Below are 21,058 nucleotides of genomic sequence, written 5' to 3' on the forward strand. Positions count from 1 at the left end.
AGCGGGCGTCGGCCCCGCCCCTTCGATCCCCCAGTACCTCAGCCTCTCAGCCCCTCAGTCCCTCAGTCCCTCAGCAGGTCCGGTACACCCGCCCCGTCCGGCATGTCCCGCTCGCCGGAGACGACGGTGAGCTGCTGCGTCGCACGGGTGAGTGCCACGTACAGCACCCGCAGACCCGCCGGGGACTCGTCGGCGATCTCCGCGGGAGAGACCACCACCGTGGCGTCGTACTCCAGGCCCTTCGCCTCCAGGCTCCCCAGGGCCACGACGCGCTCGCCGAGCTCCTCCAGCCAGTCACGGGCCTCGGCGCGTCGATTCATAGCGACGACCACACCGACGGTGCCGTCCACCTCCGCGAGCAGCCTGCGGGCCTCCTCACGGACGGTCGAGGCGAGGTCCCCGCCCCGCACCGTCTCGAAGCGCGGCTCGACACCCGTCGAACGGACGGCCGCCGGGGACTCCATCCCCGGCATGGCCAGCGCCAGCACCTTGGCCGCCAGCTCGGCGATCTCCGCCGGGTTGCGGTAGTTCACCGTGAGCGTGAAGTGACGGCGCGGCCGGTTGCCCAGCGCCTCGTCACGGGCGGCGGACGCCTCGTCCGGGTCCGACCAGGACGACTGCGCCGCGTCTCCGACGATCGTCCAGGTGGCGTGCCGGCCACGGCGGCCGACCATCCGCCACTGCATCGGCGTCAGGTCCTGGGCCTCGTCGACGATGACGTGGGCGTACTCGGTGCGCTCCGCCGCCAGCCGCTCGGCCCGCTCGCGCTGCGTCTCCTCACGCTGCGGCATGAGCTCCTCCAGCCCCGTCAGCTGGTCCAGCGGATCGGCCTCCCGCCTCCGCTTCGGACGGGCCGGGGTGCCCAGCAGGGTCTGCAGCTCGTCCAGGAGCGCCACGTCGTGGACGGACAGCGGGCCCTTGCCGTCCTCGTCCAGCCGCCTCAGCGAACGGGCCAGACGCCGCACCTCGCCCTGGTTGAGGATCCGGCGTGCCCATCTGTTCAGGCGTCGCTCGTCGGACATGGCGGCCAGCACCCGGCGGGGGGTGAGTTCCGGCCACCAGGCGTCCAGGAAGGTGAGGAACGGAGTCTCCGTGGACACGTCCTCGTCGAACGAGGAACGCAGCTCGGCGACCAGTTCGGGGTCGGTGTAGCGGCCCCGGCCCGAGGACTTGTTCCACAGGGCGTCCAGGAGCAGTTTGCGGGCACGCGGGCGCAGCAGGTTGACCGGTGCCGTGCCACCGAGCACGTTGTGCCGGATCCGCCGGAGCTCGTCCGCCTCCAGCTCCACGCGGGCGCCGAACGCCACCACCCTCAGCCGGGTGGGGGTGCCCGCCTCGGCGGGGCTCTCCCCGAACTCCAGCTGCCCTTCCTGGGCGGCGGGCCTGGGCGCGGGCTGCTCCAGCGCCCCGCGGGCCACCTTGCGCAGCACGTGGAGCATCCTGGACGAGCCCTTGATCCGGGCGACGGCGGGCTCGTCGTACGTGGTCGCCCCCTCCACCCCCGCGGCCTCGTCGGACAGCGAACCGACCGCGCGGATCGCGACCTGGCCCTCCTCGCCGAGCGAGGGCAGCACCCCTTCGGTGTACGCGACCAGGAGCGGGGTCGGCGAGACGACGAGGATGCCGCCCGCGTAGCGCCGCCGGTCCTGGTAGAGGAGGTACGCGGCCCGGTGCAGGGCCACGGCCGTCTTGCCGGTGCCGGGTCCGCCGGACACCTCGGTGACGGAGGCGGCGGGGGCACGGATCACGAGGTCCTGCTCGGCCTGGATCGACGAGACGATGTCCCGCATCGTGTGGCTGCGTGCCTGGCCCAGTGCCGCCATCAGGGCGCCGTCGCCGATGACGGGCAGATCGTCGCCCTTCAGCCTGGCGGCCAGCTCCGGGCGCATCAGGTCGTCCTCGACCCCGAGGACCCTGCGGCCCTTCGAGCGGATGACCCGACGGCGCACGACCCGGCCCGGATCCTTGGGCGTCGAACGGTAGAACGGCGCTGCGGCGGGCGCCCTCCAGTCGATGACCAGCGGCGCGTAGTCGGAGTCGAGCACTCCGATACGGCCGATGTGGAGGATCTCGGCGATCTCGGCGGTGCCGTCCTCCCCCACCGCGTCGTCGGCGGCCTCCACCGAGGTGAAGGCGCCGTCCGGGCCGCGTTCGCCGTCCTTGCCGCGCAGCAGGTCGATCCGCCCGAAGAGGAAGTCCTCGAACTCGCTGTTGAGCCGGTTGAGATGGACGCCGGCACGGAAGACCTGCGCATCCCGTTCGGCGAGTGCCCCGGGGGTGCCTACCTGGCCCCGCTTGTTGGCGTCCTGCATGAGAAACTCCGCCTCGTCGATCTTCTCTTCGAGACGGCGGTAGACCCGGTCCAGATGTTCTTGTTCGACACCGATCTCCCGGTCCCGCAACGAATCGACAGCGGCATCCTGCGCGGCCACCGAGGCCCCCTTCTGACGTGCATCAAGCAGCCGTCAACCGTACGCGAAAGGGGGCCCCGAGCGCACCTGCCGCTCCGGTTGCGATCAGGCGTCGATCTCCACCAGCCGTTCGCCGTCGAAGGTACGGCCCTCGTGCGGGGTCGGCGCCGGGCCGCCCGCGCCCGGTTGCCGGAGCGCCGACGGTCAGCCCTGCGGCGGGCCGTCGTGCAGGATCCGCTGGAACATCCGGTGGTCCTGCCACGCACCGTTGATGTGGAGATAGCGCGGCGCCGTCCCGTACAGCTCGAACCCGCACTTGGCCAGGACGCGCTGCGATGCGATGTTGTCCAGGACCGTCCCGGCTGCGATCCGGTGCAGTCCGAGCCCGTCCCGGGCCAGCTCGCAGACCCGGGTGACGGCGGCCGTGGCCAGGCCCCGGCCCGCCCGGTCGACGTCGATCCAGTAACCGAGCCGGGCGTTGCGGAAGGGCCCGCGCTCGATGGAGGCCAGCGTCATCGCCCCCACGACCCGGTCCTGGTCGTCGGCCAGCGCCCAGGACATCGCACGCCCCGCGTCCCGGTCGGCCAGCAGCCCGGTGAGCCGCTGGACCTGGCCGGCGACGGTGTAGAAGGCGTCGGGGCGCACGGGTTCCCAGCGCCGCATGTACGCGCGACTGCGGGTCAGGGCCTCGGCGAAGGACTCCGCGTCGCCGAGGGTCACGGGCCTCAGCGCGACGCCGTCGGTCAGGGGGTGGACGTCATAGGTCATCCCCGCACGCTAACGGCCGGGTCAGGAACCGTCGTACTTGGTGTCCGCGGAGGGGTCCAGCGCCAGCCGGTAGCCCCTTTTGACGACCGTCTGGATCAGCCGCGGCACCCCGAGTGCCGTACGCAGCCGGGCCATCGCCGTCTCCACCGCGTGCTCGTCGGTACCGCTGCCGGGCAGTGCCCGCAGCAGGTCGGCGCGGGAGACCACCCAGCCCGGCCTGCGGGCCAGGGTGTGCAGAAGGGCCATACCGGCAGGGGGAACGGGGCGCAGGGCGCCGTCGACCAGCACGGCGTGGCCCCGGATCTCGACCAGGTGGCCGGCGACCGGGAGCGTACGGGCCCGGGCGGGCAGTTGGGCGCAGAGCACCTGGACGAGCGGGCCCAGCCGGAAGCGCTCCGGCTGGACGGTGTCGATGCCCTTGGCCTGCAGGGGAAGGGCGGTGACCGGGCCCACACAGGCCGTCAGGACGTCGTGGCTCAGGGCGTCCAGTACCTCCGGGAGCATGCCGCGGGCCTCCGCCCGGTTCAGGAAGGAGGCGGCGGCGGGAGCGCTGGTGAAGGTCAGGGCGTCCAGGCCACGGGCCACGGTGCCGTCGAGCATCCGGTCGAGCGGGGTGATGTCCTCCGGGGGCATCCACCGGTAGACGGGTACGCCGACGACCTCGGCGCCCGCCGCCCTGAGCGACTCGACGAAACCGGGCAGCGGTTCGCCGTGCAGCTGGAGTGCGACCCGGCGGCCCGAGACACCCTCGTCCAGCAGCCGGTCCAGGACCTCGGCCATCGACTCCGACTGAGGTGACCACGCCTCGGTCAGCCCGGCCGCCCGGATGGCGCCCTTGACCTTGGGTCCACGGGCGAGCAGCTCGATGCCGCGCAGCAGTTCGAGGAGCCCGTCACCGATGCCCCACCCGTCGGCGGCCTCCACCCAGCCCCTGAAGCCGATGGCGGTGGTCGCGATCACGACGTCGGGTGCGTTGTCGATCAGTTCCCTGGTCGCGGCCAGGAGTTCGCTGTCGTCCGCGAGCGGCACGATCCGCAGTGCGGGCGCGTGCAGGACCGCGGCGCCCCTGCGCGTGAGGAGCGTCCCGAGCTCCTCGGCGCGACGGGCTGCGGTCACCCCGACCGTGAAGCCCGCCAGGGGCCCGTGCTGTGCGTCGTCGTCGTGCATGGCGTGATACCCGGCTCTCGTCCCGCTGTTGCTCGATGATGCGGAGGACCGAGACTGTCAACCCTGCGTGACAGTCTCGGTCCCTTCGTATTTCCCGCCCGTTACGTCCTGCGACGCGCTGAGGTCATCCTCACACCTCGGCATAGCTGAGCTGGGGCTTCGCGGCCACCGCTTCGGTGCGCCGAAGGTATACCGCCCACGTGAGGCCGAAGCAGACGGCGTAGAAGCCGAGGAAGCACCAGAAGGCGGCCGTCCCGGTGCCCGAGCTCGCGAAGGACTGGCGGAACGCGAGGTTGATCGCGAGACCGCCCAGGGCCCCGACCGCCCCGATGAGTCCCATGGCCGCGCCGGAGAGCCGCCGGCCGTATGCCGCGGCCTCCTCGCCGCGCAGCCCCTTGGCGATGCCCTGCGCGTGGAAGATGCCCGGGATCATCTTGAACGTGGAGCCGTTGCCGAGCCCCGTCAGCATGAACAGCGCGATGAAGCCGACGAGGAACACCGTCAGCGACTCGATGCCCGAGGCGTATACGACGACACCGGTCGCGACGGCCATGGCCGCGAAGTTCCACAGGGTGATCCGGGCGCCACCGAACCGGTCGGCGAGCCAGCCGCCCGCCGGCCGGATCAGGGAGCCCAGCAGCGGTCCGATGAAGGTGAGCGAGGCGGCCTGCAGCGGGGTCCGGCCGAACTGGGTCTGCAGGACGAGCCCGAAGGCGAAGCTGTAGCCGATGAACGAGCCGAAGGTACCGATGTAGAGCACCGACATGATCCAGGTGTGCGGCTGACGAACGGCCTGGAGCGCCGCCCCCGTGTCGTTCTGGACGGGCCGGAGGTTGTCCATCCTGAGCGCGGCGGCGAGTGCGGCGACGATGATCAGCGGGATGTACGCGCCGAGGACGATCCGCGGGTGCGCCGCGCCCGCCAGGCCGATGACCAGCAGGCCGACGAGCTGGACGACCGGGACGCCGATGTTGCCGCCGCCGGCGTTGAGCCCGAGCGCCCAGCCCTTCTTGCGCAGTGGGAAGAAGGCGTTGATGTTCGTCATCGACGAGGCGAAGTTGCCGCCTCCGATGCCGGTGAGCGCGGCGACGACGAGGAACGTGGCGTACGAGGTGCCGGGCTCCATCACCCAGAAGGCGGCGAGGGTCGGCACCAGCAGTGACAGGGCACTGAAGATCGTCCAGTTGCGCCCGCCGAACAGCGCGACCGCGAAGGTGTACGGCACCCGGACGACGGCGCCGACGAGGGTGGCCGTGGAGATCAGGAAGAACTTCCCGGCCGGGTCGACGCCGTACTCCGGTCCCATGAACAGGACCATGACGGACCACAGGGACCAGATCGAGAACCCGATGTGCTCCGAGAGCACGGAGAACCACAGGTTCCTGCGGGCGACCTTCTCTCCCGTCTCCCGCCAGAAGGTCTCGTCCTCCGGCTCCCATTGCTCGATCCAACGACCGGCCATCACGCGCCTCCACAGGGTCGGGGTGTTGTGCTGATGACCCTAGGCAGTCCGCGTTTCGGCGCGGTGCCGTGAGGTGACCGGTGCGCAACCTTGCTCTCACTCGGCCGCCGGGGGTGCGGTGAGCCGGGCAGCGAGCGGGTGAGCCGGGCAGCGAGCGGGTGAGCCGGGCAGCGAGCGGGTGGGGCAGGCCGGGCAGCGGGCGGGTGCGGCGGGCGGCCCCGGGCGCGGTGAACCGGCCGGCCGCACCCCCCGTCGGCCGGTCAGGCCCGGCGCGTCCGGTCCGCCCCGTTCGGCCACAGGCGTGGCCGGCGCTTGGCGGCGATGTCCTCGACCCAGCCGAACGCCAGGATCGCGAGCCCGATCAGCGGCCAGATCGCGATCAGGACCAGCACCTCGTACGACCGCTCCATGTACGTACCGAACGTGTCACCGAACCACGGTACGGACCAGAGCTGGTCCACGAGATGCGCGGCCGCGATGAACAGCGGGTTGTGCCACAGGTAGATCGTCACGGCTCTGTTGTTGGCCAGCGTGACCAGGCGGTCCCACCCGGCGAGCCTGCCGGGCAGCTTCTGCCAGGACGGGGCGTGGACCAGCAGGATCGCGCAGAAGCCGAGGGACCAGGTGGCCTGGGCGAGCGGGATCTCGTCCAGGTTCCAGCCCTCCTCCGTGAGGTGCCCGGACGCCCACCAGAGGCCGAAGCCCATGACGATCGCGGCGGACGACACCACGAGGTAGCGCGGGACCTCCTTCAGCAGCCCGTCGTTGTGGGCGAAGCCCAGGATCCAGCAGGAGGCGAAGACCGCGAAGTCGACGAGGCCCTCGCCGAACGTTCCGGGCACGGTCACCAGGCCCGTGCCGATCACGGCCGTGAGTCCGATCGGGGCGAGCAGCGTGACCCACGGCAGCCTGCGGAACGCCTTGAGCAGCAGGGGCGAGGCGAGCACGAACCAGAGGTAGGCGCGGATGTACCAGAGCGGTCCCGCAGCCTGGTCCGCCCAGCTCAGCTCCAGCCATCCGCCGTCGAAGCCGCTCTCCTCGGGATACGGGGGCGAGCCGAGGGGGAACACGTAGTTGCCGAGTTCGATGAACCACCACAGCCCCTCCTCCCGGACGGGCTTCCAGCTCAGCGCGAACATCACCGGCACCACGACGAGCGAGAACGCCCACATCGGGGGGAGCAGCCTGCGCAGCCGGCCGCGGATGACGCTTCCCGCCGGCCGGGCCAGTGAGCGGGCGATCAGCGAACCGGCCAGGGCGAACATCACGCCCATGGACGGGAAGAGGATCGTCAGCCAGGCCCAGCCGAAGAGGTGGAAGAGGACGACACGGACCAGGGCCACGGCCCTGAGCAGGTCGAGATAGCGGTCGCGTGCCGGCCCGGCGCGGGGCGCCGGGGTCTCCGCGTCGAGGGCCGGGGCTGCGGTTGCCCGCCCCGGGTACCGCGTCGGCACGGGCGCGTACGGAGCGGGAACGGTGGGCGCGGCGCGCGCGTGTGCCGGAAGGGCGTCGCCCTGCTGCGGCGGTGCCCAGGAGGCCTCGGGGTACGGCCACGCGTGGTCGTCGCGTCCGGCGCCGTCCCGTTGTGGCCGGTCGGGGTGGGTCATGCGACCGGCCTCCGGTCCCTGTCCGTGTCCTTGCGACGGTTCGGTGTCCCGCCGGGCGCTTCCACCACGCCCGTGCGCCGCAGCTTCTGCCAGCGCAGCCGGCCACCGGTGAGAGCGGTGATCCAGGACTGGAGCAGCACGACGTACATCAGCTGCCGGTAGAGGATCTGCTGGAGCGGCAGGGAGATCAGATGGGTCATGCGCTCGCGGTCGAGCCGGAAGGCGTACGCGGCGCAGACGGCCTGCACCAGCAGCACCCCGAACCAGGCCGCGACCGTCTTCCCCGTCGGGCCGAAGACCAGTCCGTACAGCAGGAAGACGTCGATGAGGGGCGCCAGCAGAGGGGCGACGACCATGAACAGCGAGACGAACGGCAGTCCCACACGTCCGAAGCGGCCCGACGGTCCGCGCTCGACGACGGCGCGGCGGTGCTTCCAGATGGCCTGCATCGTGCCGTACGACCACCGGTAGCGCTGCGACCACAGCTGCTGCACCGACTCCGGCGCCTCGGTCCAGGCCCGGGCGTTCTCGGCGTAGACGACGCGCCAGCCGTCGCGGTGCAGCGCCATGGTGATGTCGGTGTCCTCGGCGAGGGTGTCCTCGCTCATGCCCCCGACCCGGTCCAGCGCCTCCCGGCGGAAGGCGCCGACCGCACCGGGGATGGTGGGCATGCAGCCCAGGAGGTCGTACATCCTGCGGTCGAGGTTGAAGCCCATCACGTACTCGATGTGCTGCCAGGCGCCGATCAGCGAGTCGCGGTTGCCGACCTTGGCGTTGCCCGCGACCGCTCCGACCCGGGGGTCGGCGAACGGCTGCACGAGTTCGCGCACGGTGGACGGTTCGAAGACCGTGTCGCCGTCCATCATCACGACGATGTCGTAACGGGCTTTCCTGATGCCGTTGTTGAGGGCCGCGGGCTTGCCCGCGTTGCGCTGGCGGACGACCCGGACGTTGGGGATCCACATCGCTTCGACGAGGTCGGCCGTGCCGTCCGTCGAGCCGTCGTCGATGACGACGACCTCGATCGGGTAGTCGCTGGCCACCAACGACCGCACGGTCGCCTCGATGCACTCGCGCTCGTTGTACGCGGGCACGAGGACCGACACCGGTCGGGTGAACTCCCGGCCCCAGCTGAAGTCCTCGCGTCGCACCTTCCTGGCGTGCAGGAAGGAGAGCAGCAGCATCAGTCCGAAGCGGGCCATCACCAGGACGCCGATGACCGCGAGGCCGACCACCAGGACTCCGGTGACGTGCTCGGAGATCTCCACCGCCCCGACGAACGCCCTGCCCTTCCAGAGCGCGAAGCCGGTGACCGGGGTGTGTGCGCTGGGGGCACCGAGCGCCGAGGTCAGGTCGGTGAATTCGTAGCCCCGCCCCTGCATCTGCGGCAGGAACTTCCCCAGGGCGGCCACGGTCTGGGACCGGTCGCCTCCGGAGTCGTGCATCAGGACGACGGCACCCCTGCCGTGCTTCGGCGTCGCGCGCTCGATGATCGCGTCGACACCGGGGCGCTTCCAGTCCTCGCTGTCGGTGTTGTTCACCACGGTGAGGTAGCCGCGGCTGCCGACGTACCGCGTGACCGGCCAGGAGTTGTCGTCCATGGCGTCGGAGAACGAGGAGTACGGGGGCCGGAAGAGGGACGTACGGATGCCGGCCGCGCCCGCCAGTACCAGCTGGTTCTGGGAGAGCTCCCAGTCGATGCGGGCGGTGGACTGGAAGGAGAGGTCGGGGTGGTTGAAGGTGTGCAGCCCGACCTCGTGCCCCTCGTCGACCATTCGCTTCACGAGGTCCGGGTAGCGCGAGGCCATGGTGCCGGTGACGAAGAAGACGCCGTGCGCGTGATGCTTCCTGAGCTCGTCCAGGACGCGCGGGGTCCAGACCGGGTCGGGGCCGTCGTCGAAGGTCAGGACGATCTTGCGATCGGGTAAGCGGAGCGTCTCGGCGCCCTCGCCCCCCTTGCGGGCGTCGATGACCGGACCGCCTTCGAGCACCCCGTCCGGCACCTGTGTGGTGGCGGCGGGGGCCTGGACCCGGTGGTCGGCGAGGATCTCGCTGTGCACGTATCCGCGCAGCATGAGCATGGCGAGCAGGACCATCAGAAGGACCGAGGGCAGCAGATAGCGCATGGGAAGCCTGCGCCGGACGGTCCGCTTCTTCTTCCGGTTGTGCCTGCCCCGCGAAACGGGGGTCGTCATCTACTGAACGCCTTCTTGTGGTTGCACCGGTGATTCCGAGGGCTCCGGGGACGCCGGCGGACTCTCCTCGACGGGCGGGACGGGGTCCACCGACGCGGACGGCTCACGGCTCGGCTGTCGTGACGCGGAGCCGGCCGGGGCGGGGGCCGGGGAGGGCTCGCCCTTCGGGGGCCTGCTCGGCCTGGAGGCCGAGGCGCTCGCGCTCGGCTCGGCCCGGCCGGCCGCGGAGGCGCCCTTCGACGGGGAGGCCGTGGCGGCGCCGGACGGCGAGGCGGAGACGCCGGGTGTGGCTCCAGGGCTCCGGGACACGACGTCGCCACTCGGGGCCGGCCGCACCTCGACCTCTTCAGCGTGTTTCTCGTCGTCCTGACGGGAGAGCGGCAGCCAGGGTGCACTGGAGTTGCCGCCGAGCACGGCGACCACGAGCGTCACCGCGTACACGGCGCAGATCGTGGCGAGCACCCAGCCCGCACGCCGGTACGTCTTGCTGCGGCGGCCGCTCTCGTCGACGAACACAGGGCCGTCCGAAGGATCAGGAGGGCTCGGTTCGACAGGTAATTCGGAGAGCTGACGCCCCAGTCCGTCCAGTTGGACGGTCACGTCGTTCGACTCATGCGTGTGCCCGGTTCGGGTACCTTCGCGCCAATTTTCCACAGGTGTTCGCACTTCCCCCACTCAATGAACCAGGCGCGCGAGAAATGACCGAAAACGTGCCAACGAACTGGGCCCCCACCCCGTCCGCGTGTCACCTGTCACCGCGCACCCGAAGCCCTGAATGTAGCGCACGACGGCCACGCACGAAGGGAAATGTCACCGGTTGCTCATGAGCGGTTACTCATCAGTGACAGATCGGCTTCGGGCAGCCATGATGCGGGTGGTCTCGCCATCCACCCTTCCGCCCGGGCGAGTTCGGCCGCCGCGGCACGCAGTGCGGCAAGGCCGGGATGACCGATCCCTTTGCGCCACACCATCAGCAGCGGCGACAGGGGCACCGGCCGCACGAGCGGGCGCAACACCGTCCCGGGCAGCGGCGGGAAACCGGCGACGGCCAGCACCGGGTTCCCCGTCTTCGCCATGATCCGCTGGAATTCGGCCACACCGACGGCCAGCGGAGCCGGCGGAGCGAGGACGACGCCCCACTCCGCGAAGAGCGCGGACGCGAGATCCGTCCACTCCAGCGTGCGCATATTGCCCGCCCCGGCGTAGACGGATTCACCGGCGAGATCACTCATGGCGACCTCCGCACGCCCGGCCAGAGGGTGACCTCCAGGCAGGAGGACGGCCATCGGCTCGTAACGCACCGGCTGTACGGAGAGCTGGGCGAGCACCGCGGGATCGAGCCCGGCGGCCCGCCCGAAGGAGACGTCGAGCCGTCCCGCGAGCACCTCCCCCGCCGCCCAGGTCAGCCCACTCTCGAAGCGGGCCATCAGCTCGCACCCGGGCGCGAGTTCACGCGCCCGGGCGAGCACCCTGGCCGCAGTCATCCCGTCCGTGTTCAGGTCGACCAGCAACGGTCGCTCCGCCGGGTCCACGAAGGCGGCGGAGAGCGCGGCGTGCGCCCCGAGCACCCGTCGGGCGTACGGCAGGAGACGTTCCCCGTCCTGGGTGAGCGAGACCTGCCGGGTGGTGCGGACGAAGAGCTCCCGGCCCAGCTCGCGCTCCAGCCGGCGGATGTCCCGGCTCAGCGCCTGCTGGGCGAGGTAGAGCCGGGCGGCGGCCCGGGTGAAGTGCAGTTCCTCGGCCACGGCGACGAAGGCGCGGAGGAGCCGGGGATCGATGTCGGATGCGGCCACCGGACCAATTTACAACGAAAGTGCGTCAATGGGACCGGATCAGGTGTTGGACGCCACGGCTGCCGCGATTCGAAGCTGGACCGGTGCCTCACGAAACCACCGCTCCGACCCCAGCCGCCACCCCTCCCGCACCGGCCCCGGTCACACCCGTCCGGCCCGTCACCGCTCCGTCCAACCCTTACCTCCGACTGCTCGCCACCCCCGGCGCACGCGCGTTCACCGCGGGCAATCTCCTCGCCAGGCTGCCGATGGGGATGTTCAGCGTCAGCGCCGTCATCATGATCGCCGGGGCGCACGGCTCGCATGCCCTCGCGGGAGCCGTCACCGCGACCGGACTGGCGGCGACCGCCCTGGTCGCCCCCTGGACCGCGCGTCTCGTCGACCGGTACGGCCAGGCGAGGATCGCGGTGCCCGCCACCGCGGTCGCGGTGCTCGGCTCGCTGGCCCTGGTGCTCTGCGTGCACTACGACGCTCCGGTCTGGACCCTCTTCGCCGCCTACGCCGCGACGGCCACCACCCCCAACACCGGCGGCATGTCCCGGGCACGCTGGGCCCATCTGCACAGGGGCGACCCGGCGGCCCTGCACACCGCGAACTCCTTCGAACAGGCCGCCGACGAACTGTGCTTCATGCTCGGCCCCGTTCTCGCCGCTTCCCTGTGCGGAGCACTCTTCCCCGAGGCGGGCACCCTCACCGGTGCGATCCTGCTCATGACCGGCGTGCTGATCTTCGCCGCGCAACGTGCGACCGAACCACCGGTGACCCCCGGCACACGAGCCGCATCCCCCCTGCGCGCCCCGGGCATGATCGCCCTGCTCACCGTCTTCCTCGCGACGGGGGCGGTCTTCGGAGCGATGGAGGTCGTCTCCATCGCCCACGCCGGAGGCGCGATCCTCGCACTCCAGGCGGGCGGCTCCTGCGTGGCCGGTCTGCTTTACGGATCGTTGCGCCCCGCCGCACGTCCCGGGCGCAGGCTGCTGCTGTGCCTGACGGGGATGACCACACTGATGTCCCTCCCCCTGATCGCGGCGGCCACGACCGATTCGCTGTTCGTCCTGGCGGGCTGCCTGCTCCTGGCGGGGGCGGCCACCGCGCCCACCATGGTCACCGGCATGACCCTGGTCCAGCGGCTCACCCCGCAGGCGCAGCTCAACGAGGGCATGACGCTCGCCGTCACGGCCCTGCTGGGCGGCATAGCCGCGGGTTCGGCAGGGGGCGGCTGGATGGTGGAGCACGCCGGCACGGTGACCGGCTACGCGGTGCCGATGTGCGCGGCGGCCCTCGCCCTGGCCGTCGCGGCCGCGGGAACCCGCCGAAGCTGAACGGACTCCGGAGGGGGCACACGCAAAAAACGAGGACCCCGCTGCCAGGGGCAACGGGGTCCTCGTTCACATGGGAATTGTGGAGATGGCGGGAATCGAACCCGCGTCCAACGGTGCGGAACCAGGGCTTCTCCGAGTGCAGTTCGCTGCGCTTTTCTTGGCCCCGGAGGTCACGCGAACAAGCCTCCGACAGGCCCAGTCACTGTTTGATTTCCTTCCAGGCCCCGTGACCGGGCTTAGAAGTTTAGATCCCTAGTTGATGCCAGGATCCGGGTCGGGATCACCCCCGGGCTGACACTCCGCAGAGTCTTCGCTTAGCTGCTAATTAGGCAGCGAGGGCGAAGGCGGAGGAATCGCGCTTGGAATTGGCGATTATTGTTTGCGACATATGGTTTACGAGATCATTGCCGCTTCCTCGACTCGCTTCCCCTGCTTCGACATCCGCTGTCGAAACCGATCATCCCCATGTTGTTTTTTCAAATGCTCGCACCCGCTGTGAGGTGCAAGGCCCATCGTACGTGACCAACGCACGCGGATGCCACCGTATTCCGGTGGCTCCGGGGCGCGGGCCCCGGGCCGGGTGGCGGCTACGCGCTGCGCTGGCGGCGGCGGGCCGCCGAGATCGCACGGTTCGTCTCCCGCGTGTCCTGCTTCTCGCGCAGCGTCTGACGCTTGTCGTACTCCTTCTTGCCCTTCGCGAGCGCGATCTCGACCTTGACGCGGCTGTCCTTGAAGTACAGCGCGAGCGGCACGATCGTGTGGCCCGTCTCCTGCGACTTGGCCTGGAGCTTGTCGATCTCGGCCCGGTGCAGGAGCAGCTTGCGCTTGCGCTTGGCCGAGTGGTTGGTCCAGGTGCCCTGCACGTACTCCGGGACGTGGATGTTGTGCAGCCACGCCTCTCCGTTGTCGATCTGGACGAAGCCGTCGACCAGCGACGCCCTGCCCATCCGCAGCGACTTGACCTCCGTACCCATGAGTACGAGACCGCACTCGTAGGTGTCGAGGACGTGGTAGTCGTGCCGCGCCTTCTTGTTCTGCGCAATCATCTTGCGCCCGGTGTCTTTTTCCTTGGCCATAGTGCGGTCATTTTCGCACTACGACCCACCCCCGAGGCCACTCAATACCGTTTCGGCCCGCTGCTGGGCCTCCGGGCCCGCCCCGACGTCCGGCGTGATGCCGCTTCCCTCGACGCTCCGGCCCGCCGGAGTGCGGTACTGCCCGACGGTCAGCTCGGCCACCGAGCCGCCCGGGAGCTTGCTGGGCATCTGCACGGATCCCTTGCCGAAGGTGCGTGACCCGACGGTCACGGCCCTCCCCCGGTCCTGCAGGGCGCCGGTCAGCAGCTCGGCGGCGCTCATCGTGCCGCCGTCCACCATGACGACCACGGGCCGGTCGGTGTCGCCCCCGGGGTCGGCGTAGAGGGCGCGCTGGTCACCGTGCACGTCGTAGGTGGCGACGAGCCCGCCGTCCAGGAAGGCGGAGGACGCGGTGACGGCCTCGGTGACCAGACCGCCCGCGTTGGACCGGAGGTCCAGCAGGATCCCGGCGTCAGCGGGCACCTCGTCGACGGCGTCGCGGACCGCGGCGCCGGCGCCCTTGGTGAACGCGGCGACCCTGATCAGCACGGCGGAGGAGGGGTCCCGCCCGAGCCGCCGGACGCTCACCGGGTCGGTGCTGAGCCGGGCCCTGCGCAGGGTCGTGGTCCACGAGTGGGCGCCGCGGCTCAGCCCGAGGACGACGGAGGAGCCCTCGGGCGCCTTCGTCCGGTCCCCGCGCAGCAGCGCGACCACGTCGGCGACGGGACGCCTCTCGACCGGACGGCCGTCCACGGTGCGCAGCAGGTCGCCCTTGCGCACGCCCGCCCCGGCAGCCGGTCCACCTTCCTGGACCCCGGTCACGGTCACCTCGCCGCGGGCCGAGCGACGGGCGGAGATCCCCACCCCGGTGTACGAACCGTCGAGGGCCTGCTCGAACTCCTCGTACTCCCGCTCGTCGTACACCGCACCCCAGCGGTCCCCGCTGCGGCTGACGACCTCCTCGGCGGCGTCGGTGCCGGACTTCCCGTCCGCCTCCGCGTCGGCGACCGCGTCCTCGATCTCCTCACGGTCCACCGGACCCACCGTGGAGGACACCGAACGCGTCTTTATCTCCGTACCCCCGTCGTCCTCCCGGGGCAGGGACCCGGTGGCCGCGGCGGTGGCCAGCACGCTCGCGAACACCAACGTCAGGGCCGCCCCGCGGCAGATGCCCCGGGGTTTCAAATGGTACGTATGGCCCAGCATGTGGCCGAGTGTAGGACAACGCCCCGTCCGCACACGGCTCCTTGGCCGCTTGCGGGACGGGGCGCTCGTCACACCTTGAGGTACTTGCGCAACGCGAAGAGAGCGGCAACGGCGGGCATCAGCAGCCCGATCGCGACGACCAGCGGAAGCTTCGTGAGCACCGCGTCCCAGCCGATGAAGTCGATCAGGTTCAGCTTCTCCTGGAGCGCGAGACCGCCGTCGATCAGGAAGTACCGCGCGGCGATCAGGATCACGCAGGCGAGCAGTCCGCCGATGAGTCCCGCGAACGCGGCCTCCATGATGAACGGCATCTGGATGTAGAAGCCCGAGGCCCCCACCAGCCGCATGATGCCCGTCTCACGTCTCCGGCTGAACGCCGAGACGCGGACGGTGTTGACGATGAGCATCAGCGCAATGACCAGCATCAGCCCCATCAGGAAGATCGCGGCCACGTTCATGCCGTTCATGAGCCCGAAGAGGTTGTCCAGGATGCTCCGTTGGTCCTGGACGGACTGCACCCCGTCCCGGCCCGCGAAGGCCGTCGCGACCACCTTGTACTTCTGCGGGTCCTTCAGCTTGACCCGGAACGACTCCTGCATCTGGTCCGGCGTGATGTTGCCGGCCATCGGCGAGTCGCCGAACTGCTCCTGGTAGTGCTTGTAGGCCTGGTCGACCGTCTCGAAGAGGACCGGCTTCTCGACGGCGTCCATCTTCTCGAGGTCGGCCTTGATCTCCTTCTTCTGCTCCGCCGTGACGGCACCCTTGGCGCACTTGGGTACGTCCTTGGCGTCGTTCTTGTTGCAGAGGAAGATCGAGACGTTGACCTTGTCGTACCAGTAGGTCTTCATCGAGCTGACCTGCTCGCGCATCAACAGCGCACCGCCGAACAGGGCGAGCGAGAGGGCGACGGAGACCACGACCGCGAAGGTCATCGTGAGGTTACGACGAAGACCGACGCCGATCTCCGACAGGACGAACTGGGCGCGCATGGCGTCCTTTCAGTACTCGATGCTCGTGCGGGGGCTCAGAGGGGACGGCCCCTCTCAGTGCTGGTAGCCGTAGACGCCACGCGCCTGGTCACGGACTAGACGGCCCTGCTCGAGCTCGATGACGCGCTTGCGCATCTGGTCGACGATGTTCTGGTCGTGGGTCGCCATGATCACGGTGGTGCCGGTCCGGTTGATCCGGTCCAGCAGCTTCATGATGCCCACGGAGGTCTGCGGGTCGAGGTTGCCGGTCGGCTCGTCCGCGATCAGCAGCATGGGGCGGTTGACGAACGCCCGCGCGATCGCGACACGTTGCTGCTCACCACCGGAGAGCTGGCCGGGCATCCGGTCCTCCTTGCCCCCCAGACCCACGAGGTCCAGAACCTGCGGCACGGCCTTGCGGATCTCGCCGCGCGGCTTACCGATGACCTCCTGCGCGAAGGCCACGTTCTCGGCGACGGTCTTGTTGGGGAGGAGCCGGAAGTCCTGGAAGACGGTGCCCAGCTGGCGGCGCATCTGCGGCACCTTCCAGTTGGACAGCCGCGCGAGGTCCTTGCCGAGCACGTGGACCATGCCCTGACTGGCGCGCTCCTCCCGGAGGATGAGCCGCATGAAGGTGGACTTGCCGGAGCCGGAGGAGCCCACGAGGAAGACGAACTCGCCCTTCTCGATGTCGAGTGAGACGTCCCGGAGAGCTGGGCGGCTCTGCTTCGGGTAGGTCTTGGAGACGTTGTCGAATCGGATCACGGATGCACCACGGTCGGCCGGGGGTAGGTGAGCGTGACCATACGCGAAGCGGGTGAGCGCGTGCAGTCGGCGTCCAGCAATGAGGGATTTGTGACGGAAAGCGGTATGGAACGAAACGGGGCGGGCCGGACCTCGTCCTGCGGGCCGCGCCGAAACGGGCGTGAGCTGGCACAGTGGTAGGGGGAACGGTTGCGTTTCCCTGAGCGTTGTGCGGAGAGAACGTGAAGGCGGCTCCCGCCGCGCGGGAGGAGGACTGCGCATGACCTATGACCGACTGGTGTGCGCGAACTGCGCGGCGCCCGTGAGCGAGGGCCGTTGCCGTGTCTGCCGGGCGAGCCGGGAGCGGATGCAGGAGCAGGGGCCGTTCGCGGGGCTCAATCCGGCGATGCTGATAGCGCTGATGGTGATCCTCGTGGCCGCACTCGCACTGCTGGCGCACCAGGCCATCTGAGCCGAAGGCGGCATCCCGCCGCCCGGCGGGGCTGAGACGTGGGCGTACGGCCGCTGGAGCGGCTCGGAACGCCGAAGGGCCCGGGAAGGCCGTAACGGCTCTCCCGGGCCCTTCTGCGTGCGCTTACGGGCGTCAGGCGGTCGTGCGACCGCCGCCGGCCAGACGCGGCAGGATGCGGAAGCCGATGCCGCCGGCGATCATCGTCGCTGCGCCGATCAGCAGGAACGTGGTCTCGGCCGCACCGGTCTCGGCGAGCTCGTCCTTGCCCTTGCCCTGCTCGACCGGCTGGTTGCCGACGCTGTCCGTGTCGGTGTTGTCACCGGCGTCCGGGTAGACGGGGTCCGGCGACCCGGTGGATCCGCCGTCGGTACCGCCGTTGCCGCCGGTGGATCCGCCGTCGGTACCGCCGTCAGTGCCACCATCGGTGCCACCGTCAGTGCCGCCGTCAGTGCCACCGTCAGTACCGCCATCGGTGCCACCGTCAGTACCGCCATCGGTGCCACCGTCAGTACCACCGTCAGTACCGCCATCGGTGCCACCGTCAGTACCACCGTCAGTACCGCCATCGGTGCCACCGTCAGTACCGCCGTCAGCGCCACCATCGGTACCGCCGTCAGCGCCACCATCGGTGCCACCATCGGCCCCGCCGATTACGCCACCGATCACGCCACCGATGACGCCACCGTCAGTACCGCCGTCAGTACCGCCATCGGCACCGCCGTCGACGCCGCCGGCACCGCTGTCGCCCCCGCCGTCCACACCACCGGCACCGCTGTCGCCGTCGTCGCCGTCGACCGAGGCCTGGGCGCTGACCTCGGCCTCGTCCACGCCGATGTTGAGACCGAGGCCAACGGCCTGCGCGGCGCCTGCTGCGGTGAGCGAGGCACCCGCTGCGATAACCGCACCAGCGGCTATACGCGCGACGCGGATTCGCGTCTTCTTCGTCATCTGTTGCTACCCCCAGTAGCTGATCTCGTCGATGGAGCAGCCATATGTGGTCCACGGCCCTGCGGGGTCACATGCTCTGCAGGGCCACGCCGTACCGTGGTCATCCCGCCCGTCCCCGTTCACACCTGTCCCAGACATACGCGTGCTGCTCTAGCACCCTGTCCAGAGTTAAGGATTACGTCAAGGCGGTTCCGGGGGGATTAGGGCTGCTATGAGGGCTCTTGACGGCTATTCGGAATCACGACTGTGACTCACCCACCACATCTTCACCTCAACTGCCCTGCACCCCCGGCAGGGTGAAGACCCGGGGCCTGAAACGTGAGCGGGCCCGGACAGGAGAACCTGTCCGGGCCCGACAGCCATGAGGCCGAGGCTACTTCTCGCTCTGCTTGCGCCAGCGGATACCGGCTTCGATGAAACCGTCGATCTCGCCGCCGAAGACTGCTTCCGGGTTGCCCATCTCGAACTCCGTACGCAGGTCCTTGACCATCTGGTACGGGTGGAGGACGTAGGAACGCATCTGGTTGCCCCAGGAGTTGCCGCCGTCGCCCTTGAGCGCGTTCATCTTCGCCTGCTCCTCCTGGCGGCGGCGCTCGAGGAGCTTCGCCTGGAGGACGTTCATCGCGGACGCCTTGTTCTGGATCTGCGAGCGCTCGTTCTGACAGGAGACGACGATGCCGGTGGGCAGGTGGGTCAGCCGCACCGCGGAGTCCGTGGTGTTGACCCCCTGGCCGCCGGGTCCCGAGGAGCGGTACACGTCGACGCGCAGCTCGGACTCGTCGATCTCGACGTGGTCCGTCTGCTCGACCACGGGCAGCACCTCGACGCCCGCGAAGGACGTCTGGCGGCGGCCCTGGTTGTCGAACGGCGAGATGCGGACGAGCCGGTGCGTGCCCTGCTCGACGGAGAGCGTTCCGTAGGCGTACGGCACCTCCACCGCGAAGGTGGTCGACTTGATGCCGGCCTCCTCGGCGTACGCCGTCTCGTAGACCTCGGTCTTGTAGTTGTGCCGCTCCGCCCAGCGGAGGTACATGCGCTGGAGCTTCTCGGCGAAGTCGGCGGCGTCAACGCCACCGGCCTCGGCGCGGATGGTGACCAGGGCCTCGCGCGCGTCGTACTCACCGGAGAGGAGCGTGCGGACCTCCATCTCGTCCAGGGCCTTGCGGACGGACTCCAGCTCGGTCTCCGCCTCGGCGCGGGCGTCTGCGTCACCCTCGTCCTCGGCGAGCTCGAAGAGGACCTCGAGGTCGTCGATGCGGCCGCGCAGGGCTTCGGTCTTGCGGACCTCGGCCTGGAGGTGCGAAAGCTTGCTGGTGATCTTCTGCGCCGCCTCCGGGTCGTCCCAGAGGGACGGCGCCGCCGCCTGCTCCTCGAGCACGGCGATATCGGCCCTCAGCGAATCCAGGTCCAGGACGGCCTCGATCGACCCCATGGTGGAGGAGAGGGACTTCAGCTCTTCGGAAATATCGACGACTGCCACGGGTCCAGCGTAACGGCTGGACGGGTGAACCAGCCCATCCCCCGGATCACGGCCCTTCCGGGACGCCTCTCAGGGGGCCGTCGGCGCCGAGTTCCGGGTGTCCTCGGGAGCGGTGCCGGGGTCGTCACCGCTCGTCGCGAACCAGCCGCCCACTCCTATCGCCGCACACAGGGCGATCGCCGCCACACCCAGGGTGATCCGGCGCTTGCGGATCGCCGCCGACTTGTTCCGTGCCGAACCGGGACGAGGCCGTCCGGGGGCGCGCGGGGCACGGGCCGTGCCGAGGGGGCCTCCAGAGAGCTCGTCGGGGGCGGGCACGCGCATGCTCGTATGGGTGTCGCGGTTGGAGTCCGGGGAGGACCCGGGCACCAGCGGGACCGCGCCACGGCGGCGGGGCTCCTCGGGGGCCGGGGTGTACTGCTGCTCGTCGTACGCCTGCGGTTCGGCCTCGCCGTCCGGCTCGTCGACGTCGAGCGGGGGTATCCCCGCCAGGAGCGGGAGCAGCTCCCGCAGCCGGGCCGCCAGCTCGGAGGCGCGCAGCCGGGAGGCCGGGGCCTTGGCCAGGCACTGGACCAGGAGCTGCCAGAGCTCCTCGGGGATGCCCGGGAGCGGGACGACCGTCTCGGTCACGTGGCGGCGCAGGACGGCACCGGGATGGCCCCCGCCGAAGGGGGTGAAGCCGGCGAGGAGCTCGTAGAGCACCGTCGCGAGGGCGTAGATGTCCACGGCCGCGCGCGGCGGGAGACCTTCGACGATCTCGGGGGCCAGGTAGTCGGGCGTGCCGATGATCTTGGTGGCCTTGGTGCGGCGCGGGGTGTCGATCAGCTTGGCGACGCCGAAGTCGGTGAGCAGCGCGGGGTGCGAACCGCCGGGGCCGAGCGGGCCCTCCACGTCGAGCAGGATGTTCTCCGGCTTGACGTCGCGGTGGACCACTCCGGCGCGGTGCGCGGCGGCGAGCCCGTCGGCGACGTCGGCGACGACCGCCGCGGCGGCCTCGGGCGCGAGCCTGCGCTCCCGGTCCAGACGGGTGCGCAGATCGGTGCCCCGCACGAGGTCCATCACCAGCGCCAGGTCGGTGCCGTCCACCACGAGGTCGCGGACGGCGACGACGTGCGGATGACTGAGCCCGAGCAGCGCGGTGCGTTCCTGTACGAAGCGGCCCACGAGCTCCTGGTCGGACGCGAGGTCCTCGCGGAGCAGCTTGATGGCGACCGGGCCCTCGGGCCCCTCACCGAGCCACACCGTGCCGGCGCTGCCGCGCCCCAGGATCTGGTGGGCGGTGTACCGGCTGCCGATATTCCGTGCCAAGACTGCTCCCTCAGCGGCTGGCGTTGACCCCCGGTCGACAAAGTTACGCGTCGAACGGGGCGTTGCGTGCCCGGGATGGCGCCAACCTCGACTTCTGCGGGCGAATTGAGCCCGCAGAAGTCGACAAAGAA

The 21,058-nt window shown here is 70.3% G+C and carries 17 protein-coding genes and 1 other RNA gene; 2 read left to right on the forward strand and 16 right to left on the reverse strand.

Annotation, left to right across the window (positions count from 1 at the left end; translation table 11 throughout):
• Nucleotides 1-62 precede the first annotated feature (62 nt).
• The 8 genes from JOC24_RS30740 to JOC24_RS30775 form a co-directional block, all read right to left on the reverse strand.
• Nucleotides 63-2,432: a HelD family protein gene (locus JOC24_RS30740; RefSeq protein WP_205023714.1), complete on the reverse strand. Its 2,370-nt coding sequence runs from the start codon at nucleotides 2,430-2,432 to the stop codon at nucleotides 63-65.
• Nucleotides 2,433-2,615: 183 nt separating this feature from the next.
• Nucleotides 2,616-3,179, reverse strand: a complete 564-nt coding sequence (locus JOC24_RS30745) for a GNAT family N-acetyltransferase (RefSeq protein WP_205023715.1) — start codon at nucleotides 3,177-3,179, stop codon at nucleotides 2,616-2,618.
• Nucleotides 3,180-3,200: 21 nt separating this feature from the next.
• Nucleotides 3,201-4,346, reverse strand: a complete 1,146-nt coding sequence (locus tag JOC24_RS30750) for a uroporphyrinogen-III synthase (protein ID WP_205023716.1) — start codon at nucleotides 4,344-4,346, stop codon at nucleotides 3,201-3,203.
• A 130-nt stretch (nucleotides 4,347-4,476) separates the two neighbouring features.
• A complete protein-coding gene (locus JOC24_RS30755) occupies nucleotides 4,477-5,808 on the reverse strand; it encodes a nitrate/nitrite transporter (RefSeq protein WP_205023717.1) in 1,332 nt (443 codons plus the stop codon).
• A 260-nt stretch (nucleotides 5,809-6,068) separates the two neighbouring features.
• Nucleotides 6,069-7,415, reverse strand: a complete 1,347-nt coding sequence (locus tag JOC24_RS30760) for an acyltransferase family protein (protein ID WP_205023718.1) — start codon at nucleotides 7,413-7,415, stop codon at nucleotides 6,069-6,071.
• The gene (locus tag JOC24_RS30765; protein WP_205023719.1) at nucleotides 7,412-9,610 is read right to left on the reverse strand and encodes a glycosyltransferase; all 2,199 of its coding nucleotides are present in this window, start codon (nucleotides 9,608-9,610) and stop codon (nucleotides 7,412-7,414) included. The genes JOC24_RS30760 and JOC24_RS30765 overlap by 4 nt, the downstream gene beginning before the upstream one ends.
• Nucleotides 9,611-10,126, reverse strand: a complete 516-nt coding sequence (locus JOC24_RS30770) for a hypothetical protein (protein ID WP_307792787.1) — start codon at nucleotides 10,124-10,126, stop codon at nucleotides 9,611-9,613.
• Between the two features lie 305 nt (nucleotides 10,127-10,431).
• Nucleotides 10,432-11,403: a LysR family transcriptional regulator gene (locus tag JOC24_RS30775; RefSeq protein ID WP_205023721.1), complete on the reverse strand. Its 972-nt coding sequence runs from the start codon at nucleotides 11,401-11,403 to the stop codon at nucleotides 10,432-10,434.
• 83 nt (nucleotides 11,404-11,486) lie between these two features.
• On the opposite strand from JOC24_RS30775, the gene JOC24_RS30780 reads away from it, so the two are divergent.
• The gene (locus tag JOC24_RS30780) at nucleotides 11,487-12,725 is read left to right on the forward strand and encodes an MFS transporter (RefSeq protein ID WP_205023722.1); all 1,239 of its coding nucleotides are present in this window, start codon (nucleotides 11,487-11,489) and stop codon (nucleotides 12,723-12,725) included.
• A gap of 77 nt (nucleotides 12,726-12,802) precedes the next feature.
• On the opposite strand, the gene ssrA is transcribed toward JOC24_RS30780, so the two are convergent.
• The 5 genes from ssrA to ftsE form a co-directional block, all read right to left on the reverse strand.
• Nucleotides 12,803-13,190, reverse strand: a transfer-messenger RNA (tmRNA) gene (gene ssrA / locus JOC24_RS30785).
• Between the two features lie 122 nt (nucleotides 13,191-13,312).
• Entirely contained in the window at nucleotides 13,313-13,801 is a 489-nt protein-coding gene (smpB, locus tag JOC24_RS30790; protein ID WP_205023723.1) for an SsrA-binding protein SmpB, read from the reverse strand.
• An 18-nt stretch (nucleotides 13,802-13,819) separates the two neighbouring features.
• Nucleotides 13,820-15,007 carry a S41 family peptidase gene (locus JOC24_RS30795; protein WP_205023724.1) on the reverse strand — a complete coding sequence of 396 codons (1,188 nt, stop codon included), beginning with the start codon at nucleotides 15,005-15,007 and terminating at the stop codon, nucleotides 13,820-13,822.
• Nucleotides 15,008-15,075: 68 nt separating this feature from the next.
• On the reverse strand, nucleotides 15,076-15,996 hold the full coding sequence (ftsX, locus tag JOC24_RS30800) for a permease-like cell division protein FtsX (protein ID WP_205023725.1): 921 nt from the start codon (nucleotides 15,994-15,996) through the stop codon (nucleotides 15,076-15,078).
• 54 nt (nucleotides 15,997-16,050) lie between these two features.
• On the reverse strand, nucleotides 16,051-16,740 hold the full coding sequence (ftsE, locus tag JOC24_RS30805; RefSeq protein ID WP_031100680.1) for a cell division ATP-binding protein FtsE: 690 nt from the start codon (nucleotides 16,738-16,740) through the stop codon (nucleotides 16,051-16,053).
• Between the two features lie 259 nt (nucleotides 16,741-16,999).
• Here ftsE and JOC24_RS30810 point away from each other — a divergent pair, with 259 nt between their 5' ends.
• Complete coding sequence (locus JOC24_RS30810) at nucleotides 17,000-17,191, forward strand: hypothetical protein (RefSeq protein WP_205023726.1); 192 nt, start codon at nucleotides 17,000-17,002, stop codon at nucleotides 17,189-17,191.
• A 132-nt stretch (nucleotides 17,192-17,323) separates the two neighbouring features.
• On the opposite strand, the gene JOC24_RS30815 is transcribed toward JOC24_RS30810, so the two are convergent.
• From JOC24_RS30815 to JOC24_RS30825, 3 genes are all read right to left on the reverse strand, one after another.
• Nucleotides 17,324-18,139, reverse strand: a complete 816-nt coding sequence (locus JOC24_RS30815; RefSeq protein ID WP_205023727.1) for an LPXTG cell wall anchor domain-containing protein — start codon at nucleotides 18,137-18,139, stop codon at nucleotides 17,324-17,326.
• Nucleotides 18,140-18,512: 373 nt separating this feature from the next.
• The gene (prfB, locus tag JOC24_RS30820; protein WP_205023728.1) at nucleotides 18,513-19,619 is read right to left on the reverse strand and encodes a peptide chain release factor 2; all 1,107 of its coding nucleotides are present in this window, start codon (nucleotides 19,617-19,619) and stop codon (nucleotides 18,513-18,515) included.
• Nucleotides 19,620-19,688: 69 nt separating this feature from the next.
• Complete coding sequence (locus JOC24_RS30825; RefSeq protein ID WP_205023729.1) at nucleotides 19,689-20,927, reverse strand: serine/threonine-protein kinase; 1,239 nt, start codon at nucleotides 20,925-20,927, stop codon at nucleotides 19,689-19,691.
• Between the last annotated feature and the right edge of the window lie 131 nt (nucleotides 20,928-21,058).

This window comes from Streptomyces sp. HB132 (assembly GCF_016909575.1).
In the GTDB taxonomy this organism is placed as follows: Bacteria; Actinomycetota; Actinomycetes; order Streptomycetales; family Streptomycetaceae; genus Streptomyces.